Genomic DNA, 12,541 nt, shown 5'->3' on the forward strand with positions numbered 1-12,541 from the left:
AACGATCATCCGGCGGTGCTTTCCGACATTTGTCCAAAGTGCCGGACAATGGAACGGTGCTGCAGGAGACCATCGACGAGATCGCCGCCCGGCTGGGCGCTTCGGCCACGCTGGAGGACCGCTCCTTCCAGCTCCTCGCCTACGGCGCCCAGAGCGGCGACATCGACGAGGTGCGACAGGAGTCGATCCTGCGCCGCCGCGCGACCCCCGAGGTGCGGGCCTACTTCGAGGGGTACGGCATCGCCGCGGCGCGCGGCCCGGTCCGCATCCCCGCCGACGCCGCGCTGGGCGTGCTCGCCCGGGTGTGCGTGCCGCTGCGCCACAACGACGTCACCTACGGGTACCTGTGGCTGCTCGACGACGGCACGCTCGGCGACGCCGCGCTCGCGTCGGTGGCTCCTCTGGTGGCCCGGGCCGCCGCGATACTCGCCCAGGAGGCCCGCCGCCGCCAGGACCTCGGTGGGAACCTGCGGGAGCTGTTCTCCTCCGACGCCGAGGAACGCTCCTGGGCGCTGTCCCGGCTCGACCTGCCCGGCCCGGTGGCGGCGATCGCCGTCCGCGGCTCGCTGGACCGGGTGGCCGCGCTGTGGGCCCTGCCGCGCACCGTGCTCGCCGACCCCGGCGTGATCGGCGAGGGCGAGTCCCTGGTCGCCCTCCTCGCCCCGGCCGGCCAGGCCCGGGAGACCGCCCAGCGGGTCCAGGCGATGTACGGCACGGCCGCCGGGGTCGGCGGCGCCCGCGGCGAGCCGGCCCAGGCGTGGCGGAGCTGGCGGGAGGCCGTCAGCGCGCTGAAGGTGGCCGACCGGGTGCCGGGCCTCGCGCCCGTCGCGTCCTGGCCCGACCTCGGGGTCTACCGGACGCTCGCCCGCCTGCCCCGGGAGGCTCTGCGGGAGCTGGCCGAGGAGACCGTGGCGCTGGCCCGCGATCCGGAGGTGGCCAGGACGGTGGAGGAGTACCTCGACCGCGCGGGACACGTCCAGCAGACCGCGGCCGCGCTCGGCGTGCACCGCCAGACGCTCTACTACCGGCTCGCCAAGGCCGGGCGGCTCACCGGCCGCGACCTCGACGACGGCGCGGACCGGCTGCTGGTCCACCTCTCCCTCAAGGCGGCCCGCCTGCTCTGAGCCTCACCCCGCCTGAAGCCCCGCCCCGTTCCGAGCCCCGCGGCGCCGTACGGAGGGACCGGCCGTACGGAGCGGACCGCCGTACGGAGGGACCGGCCGGGCGGACCGGACCGCCGTACGGAGCGGACCGGCCGGGCGGGGGCGGAGGAGCAAAAAAACAGGGCCCCGAAGGGCCCTGGATTTCGGGTCCCCCGAAGGGGACCCGGCGGTCGTCCGCCGGCGGCGTCGGCGGACTAGGCGGCCATCGCGTGCCGCGTGGCGAGCAGGCCCTCGTACACCTGGGCGAACTCCTGGGCGATCCGCTCCCACGAGTAGCGCGAGCGGGCCCGGTCGGCGCCGGCGAAGCCGAGCGCGGTGCGGCGGGTGGGGTCGGCGAGCAGCTCCCGGGCGAGCCGGGCGGTCTGCGCCGGACGGTCGGCCGGCACCAGCAGGCCGGTCACGCCGTCGACGACGGAGTCGAGGTGGGCGCCCACGGAGGAGGCGATCACCGGAACCCCGCACGCCATGGACTCCAGCGCCACCGCGCCGCCGGCCGCCTCGCGCGGCAGCGACAGCACCACGTCGGCGCTGCGCATCAGCTTGGCCACCGAGGCGTGCGGCACGTGCCCGAGGAACGTGACGCGGTCCTCCAGCCGCATCTCCTTGGCCAGCAGCATCAGCCGGTGCGCCTCGGCGTCGTGCTCCAGCTCCGCGGCGGCGGGACCGCCCGCGATGAGCAGCTCGGCCTCCGGGACGCCCTCCAGGGCGCGCAGCGCGGTGTGGGCGCCCTGGCCCGGGGCCAGCGAGCCGACGTGCAGCAGGCGCGGCCGGTTGGCGCGGGCCGCGGCCGGGCCCTGGCGGCGGAAGCGCTCGACGTCGACGCCGCAGGGGATCACCGAGATCGCGTTGCGCGGCACGCCCAGCCGGATCATCTCGGACTCCTCGTCGCCGCAGCCGGCGACCACCGCGGCGGCCCGGCGGGCGATCGCGCGCTGCACGCGGACCTTCTTGGCGTCACGGGTGCGGCGGGCGCCGAAGCTCTGCACGAGCGGCACGTCGAGGCCGTCCGCGCCGGCGATGGCGGCCAGCCCGCCGATCCAGGAGCGGGCGTGGACGACGTCGGGGCGCTCCTGGCACCAGCGGCGCGTCAGCTGCTCGCCGAGGCCCGACAGGTGAGGCAGCAGGCCGTCCTCGGGAAGGTCGTGGGCGGGCCCGGCGGAGAGGTTCTCCAGGGTGACGCCGGGGGAGACGCGGACGCGGTCCCGGTCGTCCTCGGAGGTCTTGCGGGAGTAGACGGTGACCTTGTGGTCACGGCCGAGCTCGCGGGCGACGGACAGAAGGTGCTCACGCTGCGCGGCGATGTCCGACCGGCTCTGAGAAGGAGACACGGTGTCGAAGGAGACGAATGCAATGTTCATGGCACACCTCTGGGAGGACGTATAGGCGTGGGGAGCCTGTGATTCCTTCAGGGGTGCCTGCGTCTTAGGCACTCATCTGTATGAGAAAAACCATACCCCTTTATCCGGCGAAGGCAAACCCGCCCTGCCGCGGACGGGCCGGCGGGCGGATCGCCAGGCTTCCTGACCAGGCGATCCGCCGGCCGGGACGGGATCCGCGCCGGGTAGGCCCGCTCCCGTGGACGACCGCCCGCGGGAGCGGCTCACACCGCGCGCAGGGCCAGAATGACGACCTCGTCCCAGACCCGCCCGCCGGAGAAGGCGTTCCGGTCGTCCTCGATGGCCTTGACCACCGTGGCCGGAGCCTGCGCCGTCGACCGGGCCAGCACGTCGGCCAGGCGGTCCTCGCCGTACGGCTCGCCCTGCTCGTTCTGGGAGGCCACCAGTCCGTCGGAGTAGAAGACCAGGGTCTGGCCCCTGGTGAGGGTGATCTCCTCGCCGAACATCTCCGCCTCGGGGTCGATGCCGAGCGGAACCCCGCCGCCGGCGGTGAAACGCACCCCGCCGTCGGGCTGCAGCAGCGCGGCCGGGTGGTGCCCGGCGCTGGCGAGTTTGATCTTTCGGCCCCGGACGAACCCGGCCGCCGCCATCACGAACATGCCGCTGTTCTGCGCGGTCAGCGCCTGGTTCATCTTGCGCAGCGCCTCGGCCGGATCGGACTCCCAGACGCTGAGCACGCGCAGGCCGTTGCGGACCATGGCGGTGACCGGCGCGGCCTCCTCGCTCTTGCCCACCGCGCCGCCCAGTGCGAAGCCCCAGCCGTCGCGCACCGGGAAGGCGTCGTAGAACTCCGCGCCGACCGAGGAGGAGCCCGCGTGGTAGACCGCCGCGGCCTCGAAGCCCGGGATGTCCGGCAGGGCGCGGGGGACCACGCTGGTGCGCAGCGCCTCGGCGGCCTGGAACCGCGTCTGGAAGTTGCGGCGGGCCCGCAGCGCCAGCCCGAGGTGGACGCCGATCTCCTCCATCAGGCCGAGGTCGGCCAGCGTGAACGGCTCGCGGTCGCGCAGCCGTACCAGGGTCAGCGCGCCCAGCGCGCCCGCCTCGCCCTGGATCGGCACGATCAGCACCGACGCGGCGCCCATGACCCGCAGCAGCGGCGGGCCGCCCGGGACCGACCCGAGCAGCGTGTCGTCCTCCAGCATCTCGTGGACCACGCCCGACCCGCCGGTGAGCACGTGGGCGACGGCCGGCGCGGTCAGCGGGTTGAGCCCCTCGACCACGCGGACCAGCTCGGTCACCGGCTTGTCGCTCGGGCCGAGCACGGTGGCCCGCCGGGGCATGCCGTCCCGGACCACGTCGGCGATCACCCAGTCGGCGGCCTCGGCCGCCAGCAGCCGGGCGGCCCGGGTGACGGTCACCGGCTGGCGCAGGCTCTCCTCGTCGAGCAGTATGCGGGTCATCCTGGCCAGCAGCTCCTGGCGGCGGGCGGCGGCCAGCATCAGCGAGGCGTCCGACCGGGCCACCGGACCGGCGGGCGCGCCGGAGACCTGCGTCTCCAGCGGCAGGACCACGATCGCGATCATCGCCTGCGGCTCGCCCGGCATCGCCAGCCGGGTCACCGCGAGCTGCACCGTGTGCGCCCGGCCCTGGTGGGCCAGCCGGGTCTGGAACGTCGCGGTCTCGGCTCCGCGCTGCACCGCCGTCAGGTGCGAGCGGAACGCCGCCCGCCGCGAGACGTCCACGAACAGCGGGAAGGAACGACCGATCAGGTAACCCGCGGGGCTGCCCAGCATCCGGGAGGTCTCCGCGCTGATCCGCCGGACCACCCCGGAGCCGTCCAGCACCACCACGGGGACCGGGAAGGTGCGGAACACCTGCCGCAGCAGCTTCAGCTCGCGCTGCGAGCCGCTCTCCCGCTCCCCGGAACGGCGGGGCGCCCTGCGCAGCTCGCGCAGGGACGCCTCCAGCAGCTCCCCGGCGGTGTCGAGCTCGGCGAGCGCCGCGTCGAGTGTGGACCGGGGGTCGGCGGGGTAGGCGGACCTCGCCTCACGCAGGGAGGAGACCCTGGTCGTGAGCGCGTTCAGCGCGTGCTCCAGGGCCTGAAGGCCAATGGCGTCGGTCAATGCTCGTCCTCGTCAGCGGCCGTGAGGCGGGTTTCGTCGTAGACGGTACGCCACCCGGTGGGCCGAATCGATGCGCGGTCGGATAGTGGTTAAGTTAGCGACATCGGGAAGGGAATTCGCGCCATGGACATGGTCACACCTGTCCTCGCCCGAGACCTCGCGGCCCTGGGCAGGGTGAACGAGGAGACATCGAGCGAGAGCGTGCTACGCGGCCTGACCGCGACTCTGGCGGGTGGGGTGCCCGGCTGCGCGGGCGGTTCCGCCGAGCTGTGGCGCGAGGAACGCCTTGTGGTGTCGGCCTCGCACAGCGAGCTCGTCGTGCTCGTCGACAGCGAGGGCGACCTGGGGGAGGGGCCCTCCGCCGAGGCGCGGGCGACCGGCCGCCACGTGATCGTCCAGGACGTCCTGCGCGACCCTCGCTGGCCCGCCTACACCGGCATGGCGGTCCGTTTCGGGGTCCGCTCGATCCTGGCCCTGCCGATCACCGTCGAGCGCGCCGTCCTCGTCCTCGGCCTGTACGGCGTGCGGCCCGGGGCGTTCGCGGCCCGCAACGTCCCGCCGCTGGCCGACATGCTCGCCGAGCAGGTCAGCGTGGCCCTGGCCAACATGTGGGACTACGACGAGGTCCGCACCGACGCCGCCCAGATGCAGGAGGCGCTGGCCGGCCGGGCGATCATCGACCAGGCCAAGGGCATCATCATGAAGTCCAGCGGGTGCTCGGCCGAGGCGGCCTTCGACGAGCTGCGCCGCATCTCCCAGCACCACCAGGTGAAGGTGGTGGACCTGGCCCGGCTGCTGGTCGACGAGCACCAGCGCAACCAGCGCGACCGCCCCGAGGAGAGCCACGAGGAGAGCCACGAGGAGGCCGGCTGAGGCCGGGCGCGGCCGGAGCCGCGCCCGGCCTCAGCCGAAGGCGGCGAGCGCGTCGTCGATCGTGTCGTAGAGCGGCAGCCGCTGGGCCAGCCCGGTGATCCACATCACCTTGGTCTTGGCGTACTCCACCCCGATGAGCGCGAACTTCCCGCCCGCACCGGTGCTGAGCTGCCAGTGGTGGACGATCAGGCCCAGCGCCCGGGAGTCCATGAAGGTCACTCCCGCCAGGTCCAGCGCCATGTCCGGGCCGTGCTCTCCGAACTCGGCCGCCAAATAGTCGGCGAACTGGTCCCTGGTCGTCGCGTCCAGCAGGCCCGTCACCCGGATCACGTTGACCCCGTCGGCCAGCGCCGACGTCAGAGTCAGGGCTGACGCTCTCTCGCCGTTCTCCGACACCGTCACTCAGGTCCTCCTCGACATTCGATTAGCAACCTTACTGTTACCTGCGAGCGAGCAATACTCCCGGAATCGGGGTAATACTAGAACCGAGGTCCAGCAGAGGGCCTCGCCTCGAAGACAGGTCGAGGCGATGCCGTCTGCCCGGATACTGCTCCGCGCCGATGGCTTCGCCCGGCAGTTATACCAAGGAGCAGCGATGTCTGTTCAGGCCCTCGAAATCACCGACATGACCGCCGAGGATCTCCTCGCCGAGATGTCCGCCCCCGAGATCTCCGAGTACCGCGCCGAGCGTCTGCGCGAGCGCCTCGTCGAGATGCACCGGCCGCTCGCCATGGAGATCGCCCGCCGCTACCGCTACCGCGGCGAGCCGATGGAGGACCTCCTCCAGGCCGCCTACGTCGGGCTCATGAAGGCCATCAACGGCTTCGACGCCACCCTCGGCCACCCCTTCCGCGGCTACGCCGTGGTCACCATGACCGGTGAGGTCAAGCGCCACTTCCGCGACCGTACCTGGGCGATCCGGGTCCCCCGCGTCTACCAGGAGCGCCGGGCCGAGCTGAACCGGCTCGTCGCCGACCTCAGCCAGGACCTCGGCCGCGCCCCGACGGTCGCCGAGCTGGCCGCCAAGATGAAGATCTCCGAAGAGGACGTCCTGCTGACCCTGGACGCCTCCGCCGCCTACAGCGCCCTGTCGCTCGACGCCCCCCTCGGCTCCGACGACGACGCGGCCGCACTGGGCGACGTCATCCCCGACGAGGACGACGCCATGGGCGCGCTCGTGGACCGCGAGGCCGTCAAGCCGCTGATCGACAAGCTGCCGGCCCGGGAGAAGAACATCCTGCTCCTGCGCTTCTTCGGTAACATGACCCAGGCCGAGATCGCGGCGGAGTTCGGTATCTCCCAGATGCACGTTTCCCGTATCCTGCGGAAGGTGCTCGACCAGCTCCGCGCCGAGTTGGTGGCGGAATGCTGAATACACCGGCCCGCATCGGGCACCCAAGTCGGCGACGGCGTGGTGTGGCATAGGGTGCTTCTTGATGATCCCCGGATGCTGAGGACGATCGCGCGCTGGGACAGGGGAGGCGGATCTCGCGTGAACGAGGACGGTGCTCGTCCGGCTCGCTTCATGGCGGGGGACGACCGTTCCCGGCCGCACCCCGATGGCGTCCCCGCAGCCGAGCTCGCCTTCTGCCTGCCGGACCTGCCCGACGTGCGCGACTTCGCCGCCGCCCACGCGCTGCGCGGCGGGATGCGCGAGGAGAACCTGCCCGACTTCCTGGTGGCGGTGAACGAGGTCGCCACCAACGCCGTGACCCACGGTCACACCACGGCCAAGGCCGTGCTGAGGATATGGACCACCGGTGGCGCCCTCGTCGTGGAGATCCACGACGAGGGCCGGTGGTTCCCCGCCGAGCCCCCCGGTCAGACGCCCCCCGGTCCGCACGCCACCAGTGGCATGGGGCTGTGGGTGGCCCGGATGGTCAGCTCGGACATGCAGTTCAGGACAGGGGTCGCGGGAACGTTCATTACCATGACCTTCCCGATTTGAGAGGTTTTTCCGGGTACAAGCCGGTTTATGACTGAAGCTCCCCGCATTCTGATCGTCGGCGGCGGATATGTCGGCCTGAACACCGCCCTGCGTCTGCAGCGCAGGCTTCGTCGCGGCGAGGCCCGGATCGCGGTCCTGGACATCGACTCCTACATGACCTACCAGCCCTTCCTGCCGGAGGCGGCGGCCGGGAACATCGAACCGCGTCACGTCGTCGTCTCCCTGCGCCGGGCCCTGGACAGGTGCGCGATCGTCAACGGCACGGTGGTCGGCGTCGACCCCGTGAACCGCACCGTCGACCTCTGCCCGCAGCTCGGGCCGGTCCGCGTCATGGAGTACGACATCCTCGTCTACGCGCCGGGGTCGATCTCGCGGCTGCTGCCCATCCCCGGCCTCGCCGAGTGCGGGATCGGCTTCAAAAGCCTGGAAGAGGCCATCCACCTGCGCAACCACGTCCTCGGCCAGCTCGACCTGGCCGAGTCGACCAGCGACCCCGAGATCCGCGACAGGGCCCTGACCTTCGTCTTCGTCGGCGGGGGATACGCCGGCGTCGAGGCGCTCGCCGAGCTGGAGGACATGGCCCGGTACGCCTGCCGCTACTACCGGACGATCCAGCGCGGCGACATGCACTGGATGCTGGTGGAGGCCACCGGGCGCATCCTGCCCGAGGTCGGCCCCGAGATGGGACTCTGGACGCTGCAGGAGCTCCGCGCCCGCGGCATCGACGCGCGGATGGAGACGCTGATGAAGTCCGCCGAGGGCGGCCGCATCGTGCTCAGCGACGGCACCGAGCTCGACTCCGACACCCTGGTCTGGACCGCGGGGGTCAAGCCGAACCCCCTCAACCAGTCCAGCGGCCTGCCGCTCGACGAGCGGGGCAGGATCAGGGCGAGCGCGGAGCTGGTCGTCGAGGACCACGACGAGGTCTTCACCGCCGGGGACTGCGCCGCCGTACCCGACCTCACCAAGCCGGGGGAGATGTGCGCCCCCAACGCCCAGAACGCCGTACGGCAGGCGCACACGCTGGCCGACAACGTGGTGGCCACGCTCAGGGGCAGACCGCTGAAGGCCTACCGGCACGCCTACGCCGGCTCGGTGGCCGGCCTGGGGTTCGGCAAGGGGGTCGCGCAGATCTACGGTCACAAGCTGCATGGGCTGCCCGCCTGGTTCATGCACCGGACCTACCACCTCTTCCGGGTGCCGACCTTCAACAAGAAGGTCCGCGTCCTGGTCGACTGGACCCTCGCGATCCCGTTCCGGCGGGAGATCGTCTCGCTCGGCGCGCTGAGCCATCCGCGTGAGGAGTTCGAACGGGCCGCCCGGTCCACGGTGAGCCGCCCGCGCGAGGGGTTCGAACAGGCTGTCCGGTCCGGCCCGCGCTGAGCCGCCGGAAGAGGGCTGTGAGCCGGAAGAGGGCTGTGAAAGCCGTGAAAGAGGAAGGGGGCGCCGTCCGTGCGGACGGCGCCCCCTTCCGTGGTCCCGCGGGGTCCGCTCAGTGCCGGCGGCGCCAGGCCTGACCCCATTCCCCCGGCGTCCCCACACCCGCCTGGTGCAGCGCGAGGAGGAGCAGCGCCAGCACCAGGAAGGCCGGCCCGCCGACCCCGGCGATCCGGCCGTCGGCCAGGCCGAGCAGCAGGCCGAGGACGAACACGATGGCCGCGGCGATCGCGAACATGGTCACCTCGTCCCGGACGCCAGGTTCAGCAGCTGCTCCAGCGTCGCCCGGTAGTCGCGCAGCGCGGTCCGGAGATCCTCGGTGTCGCGCTCGTCGCCGTCCCACCGCTGCCTGAGCGTGGACGTCCTGCGCTCCAGGGCGGTCCGCAGCGAGCCGACGAGCTCCTCCAGGAGGGCGTCGGCTCGGGTGACCGAGTCGCGCGGGTCGTCGACGAAACCGACCTGGACCTCCTGCCAGCGCCGCCGGATCTCGTCGGCGTCGTGCTCGAACAGCGGGCCGCCGCCGGTGGGGGAGTGGCCGCTGCCGGGCGCGGGGGAGCGGCCGGCGTCACGCTCGGAGGAGGGGATCCGGGGCGCGGAAGGGGCGCCCTGAGGAGCGGGGGAGGGGGTGCCGTGCCCGGGAAGGGACGCACCCGCCGCATCCGCCGAATCGGGTACGCCGTGCGCGGCGGGCACCGGGGAGGGCGCGCCGGCCTCGTCGTGCGCGGCATCGGGCCGGCCGTGCCGTACGGCCTCACCGTCGGGAAGCCCGGGCCGGTCGGCGGTCTCCCGGGAGGCGGGCGCGTCACCGGGCCGGTCGGTGATCACCGCGGTCGGGGCGGTGTCGTCGTCGGCCAGGCCGTCGCGGGCGAGGTCTTCACGGCGGCCGGCGACGAGCCGGTCGCCGGGGAGCACGCCGCCCGGGGGGGCGTCCACCGGCTCCGGCCCGGCGGGCGCGCCGTCGACGGGCCGCCCCGTCTCGTGCCGGGCGATCTCCTCCCGGGTCGTCTCCTCCCGGGTCTCGCCGGTCCCGTGGACCAGCCGGTCTTTGATCCGTTCGAGTTTCTCGTTCATTCGGGTCACCGTCCCCGGGTCTCGTGGCGGTCGGTCCGGCCGTCGGCGTCCATGTCCGTCCGGTCCGTTCCGCTGTGTGACGCGGTGTGGCCGTCGGGGGCGATGTCCGTCCGGTCCGCTCCGGTGCGGGGCGCGGGACGGCCGTCGTGGGTCGCGTCCGTCCGGTCCGTCCCGGTGCGTGACGCGGTGTGATCGTCAGGGGTGATGTCCGTCCGGTCCGCTCCGTTGCGTGACGCGGTGTGGCCGTCGAGGGCCGTGTCGGTCCGGTCCGTTCCGGTGTGCCGTACGGCACGGTCGCCGTCGGGGCTCCCGGTCGAGAGGAGCTCCTCGAACAGGACGCGGTAGTGCACCATCGCCTGGCGCAGCTCCTCGGTGGACGCCTCGGTGCGGGCCGCGCGGTTGCTGATCTCGTGGGCCTGCCGGTAGTGGTCGAGGGTGCGGCCGTGCTCGACCGACAGGTCCGAGAGCCGCTGCTCGAAGTCGTCGGTCGGATAGCCCCGCTCAGCCATCACGGACGTCACCAGGTGGTCGGCCTCGGTCACCGCGAACCCGGGGGCGTCCACGAACCGCTCCTGGACCTCGGTCCACTTCCTGGCGTAGGCGTCCCGCGTGCCCGGGTCGAGCGGCCTGATGTCGAGGGAGCTGAAACGCTGCTCGCGGGCGAGGAGCTCCTGCTCGGCCTCCTGGCGGTTGTCACGCTCGCGCAGGGTGCGGTCGTACTCGGGGCCGAAGCGGTCCCGGAGCCGGCGTCGGCGCTGCTGCCGCGTCATGAGATAACCGATTGCGATGATCGCCACCACCGCGACCGCGATGACGACCACCCAGATCACGGTGGACATACCTGCCTCCGGTTGTGTAGCGGTTGTTCTCGTGCGCTGCCCCCGGGGCAGACCTCGAAACCGCTCGGAGATGTCCGTGACTCACCGTCTATGAAGCTTTGTGCGAAGTTCCGGGGAAGCTTTGTCCGGCCCGAGGATTCCACCGGTTCCCCGCGGCTTTCCTCCCGGTTCGCCACTCCCGGTCCTCCGGTCTCCGGGCGGCGCCGCTGACGGTCCTCCGGCCTCCGGCCGTCACCGGTCCCTCCGCACCGTGTGTCGCCGCCAACGGCTCCGCGGCCTCTCCGGCGCGCCGCTAACGGTCCTCCGGCCCCTCCAGCGTCGCGCGGACCTCGGCCAGCAACCCCTCGACGAGCGACCCGCCCGGTACGGCGGGCACCTCCGCGAACCCCTGCCCCGGCTCGTAGGCGATGTCCAGCCCGCTCGCCACCAGCCGGTCCGCCCAGCGCAGCGCGGTGTTGAGCTTCTCCGCCGGGATCGTCCGTCCCTGCGCCACCGACGACAGGTTCCGCAGGTTCGTCGCCGGACCGGACTGGCCGTGGGCGCGGTCGAGCTTCCACGGGATCGCGCGGGAGTGGTCGAGCATCGGTTTGGACAGCCCCGCCGCCCGCTTGGCCTGCAGGATCCCGGACTCGCTCACCCCGAACCGGGAGGCCAGCTCCGCGTTGGACAGCCCCTCCGCGACCAGCCTCCGCAGCTCCCGCTGGTCGATCACCGCCTTGCGTCCCACCCGCTCCTCATTTCCCACCCGTTCGCACGCGTACGGCGGGCACCGTCGTGTGCGCACGTCCGTCAGATCTGCGCTAAGGTTATGACGTCCCGCCCGAGAGGGTGCCGGACAAACCGGGACGTAGCGCAGCTTGGTAGCGCACTTGACTGGGGGTCAAGGGGTCGCAGGTTCAAATCCTGTCGTCCCGACCAGGTTCTAGCTGGTCGGCAAGGGTGTCACCCGAAAGGGAGGCACCCTTTCTTCGTTCCGGGTGACTGACTGAGTGACCGTGGCCCCCGTCACGTGAAGATCCGGTCCATGGTCTCCGCTCAAGCCGTACGCCGACGTTCCCGAGGCGCGAGAGCCACTGACCCGCTACTCCATGAGCGCCTGAGCCCGCTGAAAGGTCAGTCTTCGTATGGACCGCCGGTCAGTCCTCCAGGGGTTCCGCGCCGAGGAATCGCAGCTCCAACATCTCCGAAGAGAAGGGAAGAGCTGTGATCCTGCTCGCCAAGGCGAACGAACGCTCTATCGGGGAGTCGATGCGGGTGTCTTCTCTCTCGATGTCGTACTCGGGGTCCAGGCCGACTTCGCGCATCTCCTTGATGAAGCGGTCCGGATCGTTGCCTGACCGCGCGTCCGGAAGCATCGGGTCGAACCAGACGACCGGCTGTCCGTTGACGATGTAGGCGAAAGTGTCCGAAGCGTAGTCATGACGGCAGACCGATACGACTTCGGTTCCCTGCGAGACCCGAGCCATGATCTCGGAGTCCACGGCGATCTTCCATCCTCCCGGTTCGACGACCAGGGTCCAGTCACCGACCTTCACGGCGCCGATGTGACCGGCCCCGTCGTCCATCATGCTCTCCATCGAGCGTTCGTCCAGTTCATCGAACGTGACCTCCTCGATGGTGCTCTCGTCAACGCCGAACCGGCGGAGGACTTCCTCCGGGGAGAGATCCCGGACGAAGGACACGCAATAGATTTCACCCATTGCCTCGTGTCCGGAGAGCCAGGGGAATTCTTCAGAGGTCTCTGTCATCG

13 protein-coding genes and 1 tRNA gene are annotated in these 12,541 nt (G+C 71.9%); 6 read left to right on the top strand and 8 right to left on the bottom strand.

What is annotated here, in order from left to right:
* Positions 1–56 precede the first annotated feature (56 nt).
* Positions 57–1,124 (top strand): helix-turn-helix domain-containing protein, encoded by a 1,068-nt coding sequence (locus AB0D67_RS24455; RefSeq protein ID WP_362940046.1) that lies wholly within the window; start codon positions 57–59, stop codon positions 1,122–1,124.
* A gap of 233 nt (positions 1,125–1,357) precedes the next feature.
* Here AB0D67_RS24455 and AB0D67_RS24460 read toward each other — a convergent pair whose 3' ends face one another.
* Together AB0D67_RS24460 and AB0D67_RS24465 are read right to left on the bottom strand one after the other, a co-directional pair.
* Positions 1,358–2,521, bottom strand: a complete 1,164-nt coding sequence (locus AB0D67_RS24460) for a glycosyltransferase (RefSeq protein ID WP_362940049.1) — start codon at positions 2,519–2,521, stop codon at positions 1,358–1,360.
* Positions 2,522–2,763: 242 nt separating this feature from the next.
* Positions 2,764–4,623 carry a SpoIIE family protein phosphatase gene (locus AB0D67_RS24465; RefSeq protein WP_362940052.1) on the bottom strand — a complete coding sequence of 620 codons (1,860 nt, stop codon included), beginning with the start codon at positions 4,621–4,623 and terminating at the stop codon, positions 2,764–2,766.
* Between the two features lie 123 nt (positions 4,624–4,746).
* Here AB0D67_RS24465 and AB0D67_RS24470 point away from each other — a divergent pair, with 123 nt between their 5' ends.
* Positions 4,747–5,496: a GAF and ANTAR domain-containing protein gene (locus AB0D67_RS24470; RefSeq protein ID WP_362940055.1), complete on the top strand. Its 750-nt coding sequence runs from the start codon at positions 4,747–4,749 to the stop codon at positions 5,494–5,496.
* A gap of 30 nt (positions 5,497–5,526) precedes the next feature.
* Here AB0D67_RS24470 and AB0D67_RS24475 read toward each other — a convergent pair whose 3' ends face one another.
* Complete coding sequence (locus tag AB0D67_RS24475) at positions 5,527–5,898, bottom strand: STAS domain-containing protein (RefSeq protein ID WP_362940058.1); 372 nt, start codon at positions 5,896–5,898, stop codon at positions 5,527–5,529.
* Between the two features lie 193 nt (positions 5,899–6,091).
* On the opposite strand from AB0D67_RS24475, the gene AB0D67_RS24480 reads away from it, so the two are divergent.
* The 3 genes from AB0D67_RS24480 (at position 6,092) to AB0D67_RS24490 (ending at position 8,827) form a co-directional block, all read left to right on the top strand.
* A complete protein-coding gene (locus AB0D67_RS24480) occupies positions 6,092–6,868 on the top strand; it encodes a SigB/SigF/SigG family RNA polymerase sigma factor (protein WP_362940061.1) in 777 nt (258 codons plus the stop codon).
* A 75-nt stretch (positions 6,869–6,943) separates the two neighbouring features.
* Complete coding sequence (locus AB0D67_RS24485; protein WP_362940064.1) at positions 6,944–7,444, top strand: ATP-binding protein; 501 nt, start codon at positions 6,944–6,946, stop codon at positions 7,442–7,444.
* Between the two features lie 27 nt (positions 7,445–7,471).
* Positions 7,472–8,827, top strand: coding sequence for an FAD-dependent oxidoreductase (locus AB0D67_RS24490; protein WP_362940067.1), 1,356 nt, complete (start codon positions 7,472–7,474; stop codon positions 8,825–8,827).
* A gap of 109 nt (positions 8,828–8,936) precedes the next feature.
* On the opposite strand, the gene AB0D67_RS24495 is transcribed toward AB0D67_RS24490, so the two are convergent.
* The 4 genes from AB0D67_RS24495 to AB0D67_RS24510 form a co-directional block, all read right to left on the bottom strand.
* On the bottom strand, positions 8,937–9,119 hold the full coding sequence (locus tag AB0D67_RS24495) for a hypothetical protein (protein WP_362940070.1): 183 nt from the start codon (positions 9,117–9,119) through the stop codon (positions 8,937–8,939).
* A 2-nt stretch (positions 9,120–9,121) separates the two neighbouring features.
* A complete protein-coding gene (locus AB0D67_RS24500) occupies positions 9,122–9,952 on the bottom strand; it encodes a hypothetical protein (RefSeq protein WP_362940073.1) in 831 nt (276 codons plus the stop codon).
* A gap of 5 nt (positions 9,953–9,957) precedes the next feature.
* The gene (locus AB0D67_RS24505) at positions 9,958–10,791 is read right to left on the bottom strand and encodes a hypothetical protein (protein ID WP_362940076.1); all 834 of its coding nucleotides are present in this window, start codon (positions 10,789–10,791) and stop codon (positions 9,958–9,960) included.
* Positions 10,792–11,083: 292 nt separating this feature from the next.
* Positions 11,084–11,518, bottom strand: coding sequence for a hypothetical protein (locus tag AB0D67_RS24510; RefSeq protein ID WP_362940079.1), 435 nt, complete (start codon positions 11,516–11,518; stop codon positions 11,084–11,086).
* A gap of 114 nt (positions 11,519–11,632) precedes the next feature.
* Here AB0D67_RS24510 and AB0D67_RS24515 point away from each other — a divergent pair.
* Positions 11,633–11,709: transfer RNA gene (locus AB0D67_RS24515), tRNA-Pro, on the top strand.
* Positions 11,710–11,927: 218 nt separating this feature from the next.
* On the opposite strand, the gene AB0D67_RS24520 is transcribed toward AB0D67_RS24515, so the two are convergent.
* Entirely contained in the window at positions 11,928–12,539 is a 612-nt protein-coding gene (locus AB0D67_RS24520; RefSeq protein WP_362940082.1) for a DUF6461 domain-containing protein, read from the bottom strand.
* Positions 12,540–12,541: the final 2 nt, after the last annotated feature.

Source organism: Streptosporangium sp. NPDC048047 (assembly GCF_040653115.1).
GTDB lineage: Bacteria > Actinomycetota > Actinomycetes > Streptosporangiales > Streptosporangiaceae > Streptosporangium.

Bases quoted from the DNA above. Each gene is read 5' to 3' on its own strand.
- AB0D67_RS24470 (WP_362940055.1), top strand. From the start codon at position 4,747: ATGGACATGGTCACACCTGTCCTCGCCCGAGACCTCGCGGCCCTGGGC.
- AB0D67_RS24520 (WP_362940082.1), bottom strand. From the start codon at position 12,539: ATGACAGAGACCTCTGAAGAATTCCCCTGGCTCTCCGGACACGAGGCA.
- AB0D67_RS24490 (WP_362940067.1), top strand. From the start codon at position 7,472: ATGACTGAAGCTCCCCGCATTCTGATCGTCGGCGGCGGATATGTCGGC.
- AB0D67_RS24495 (WP_362940070.1), bottom strand. From the start codon at position 9,119: ATGTTCGCGATCGCCGCGGCCATCGTGTTCGTCCTCGGCCTGCTGCTC.
- AB0D67_RS24505 (WP_362940076.1), bottom strand. From the start codon at position 10,791: ATGTCCACCGTGATCTGGGTGGTCGTCATCGCGGTCGCGGTGGTGGCG.
- AB0D67_RS24500 (WP_362940073.1), bottom strand. From the start codon at position 9,952: ATGAACGAGAAACTCGAACGGATCAAAGACCGGCTGGTCCACGGGACC.
- AB0D67_RS24460 (WP_362940049.1), bottom strand. From the start codon at position 2,521: ATGAACATTGCATTCGTCTCCTTCGACACCGTGTCTCCTTCTCAGAGC.
- AB0D67_RS24480 (WP_362940061.1), top strand. From the start codon at position 6,092: ATGTCTGTTCAGGCCCTCGAAATCACCGACATGACCGCCGAGGATCTC.
- AB0D67_RS24485 (WP_362940064.1), top strand. From the start codon at position 6,944: ATGCTGAGGACGATCGCGCGCTGGGACAGGGGAGGCGGATCTCGCGTG.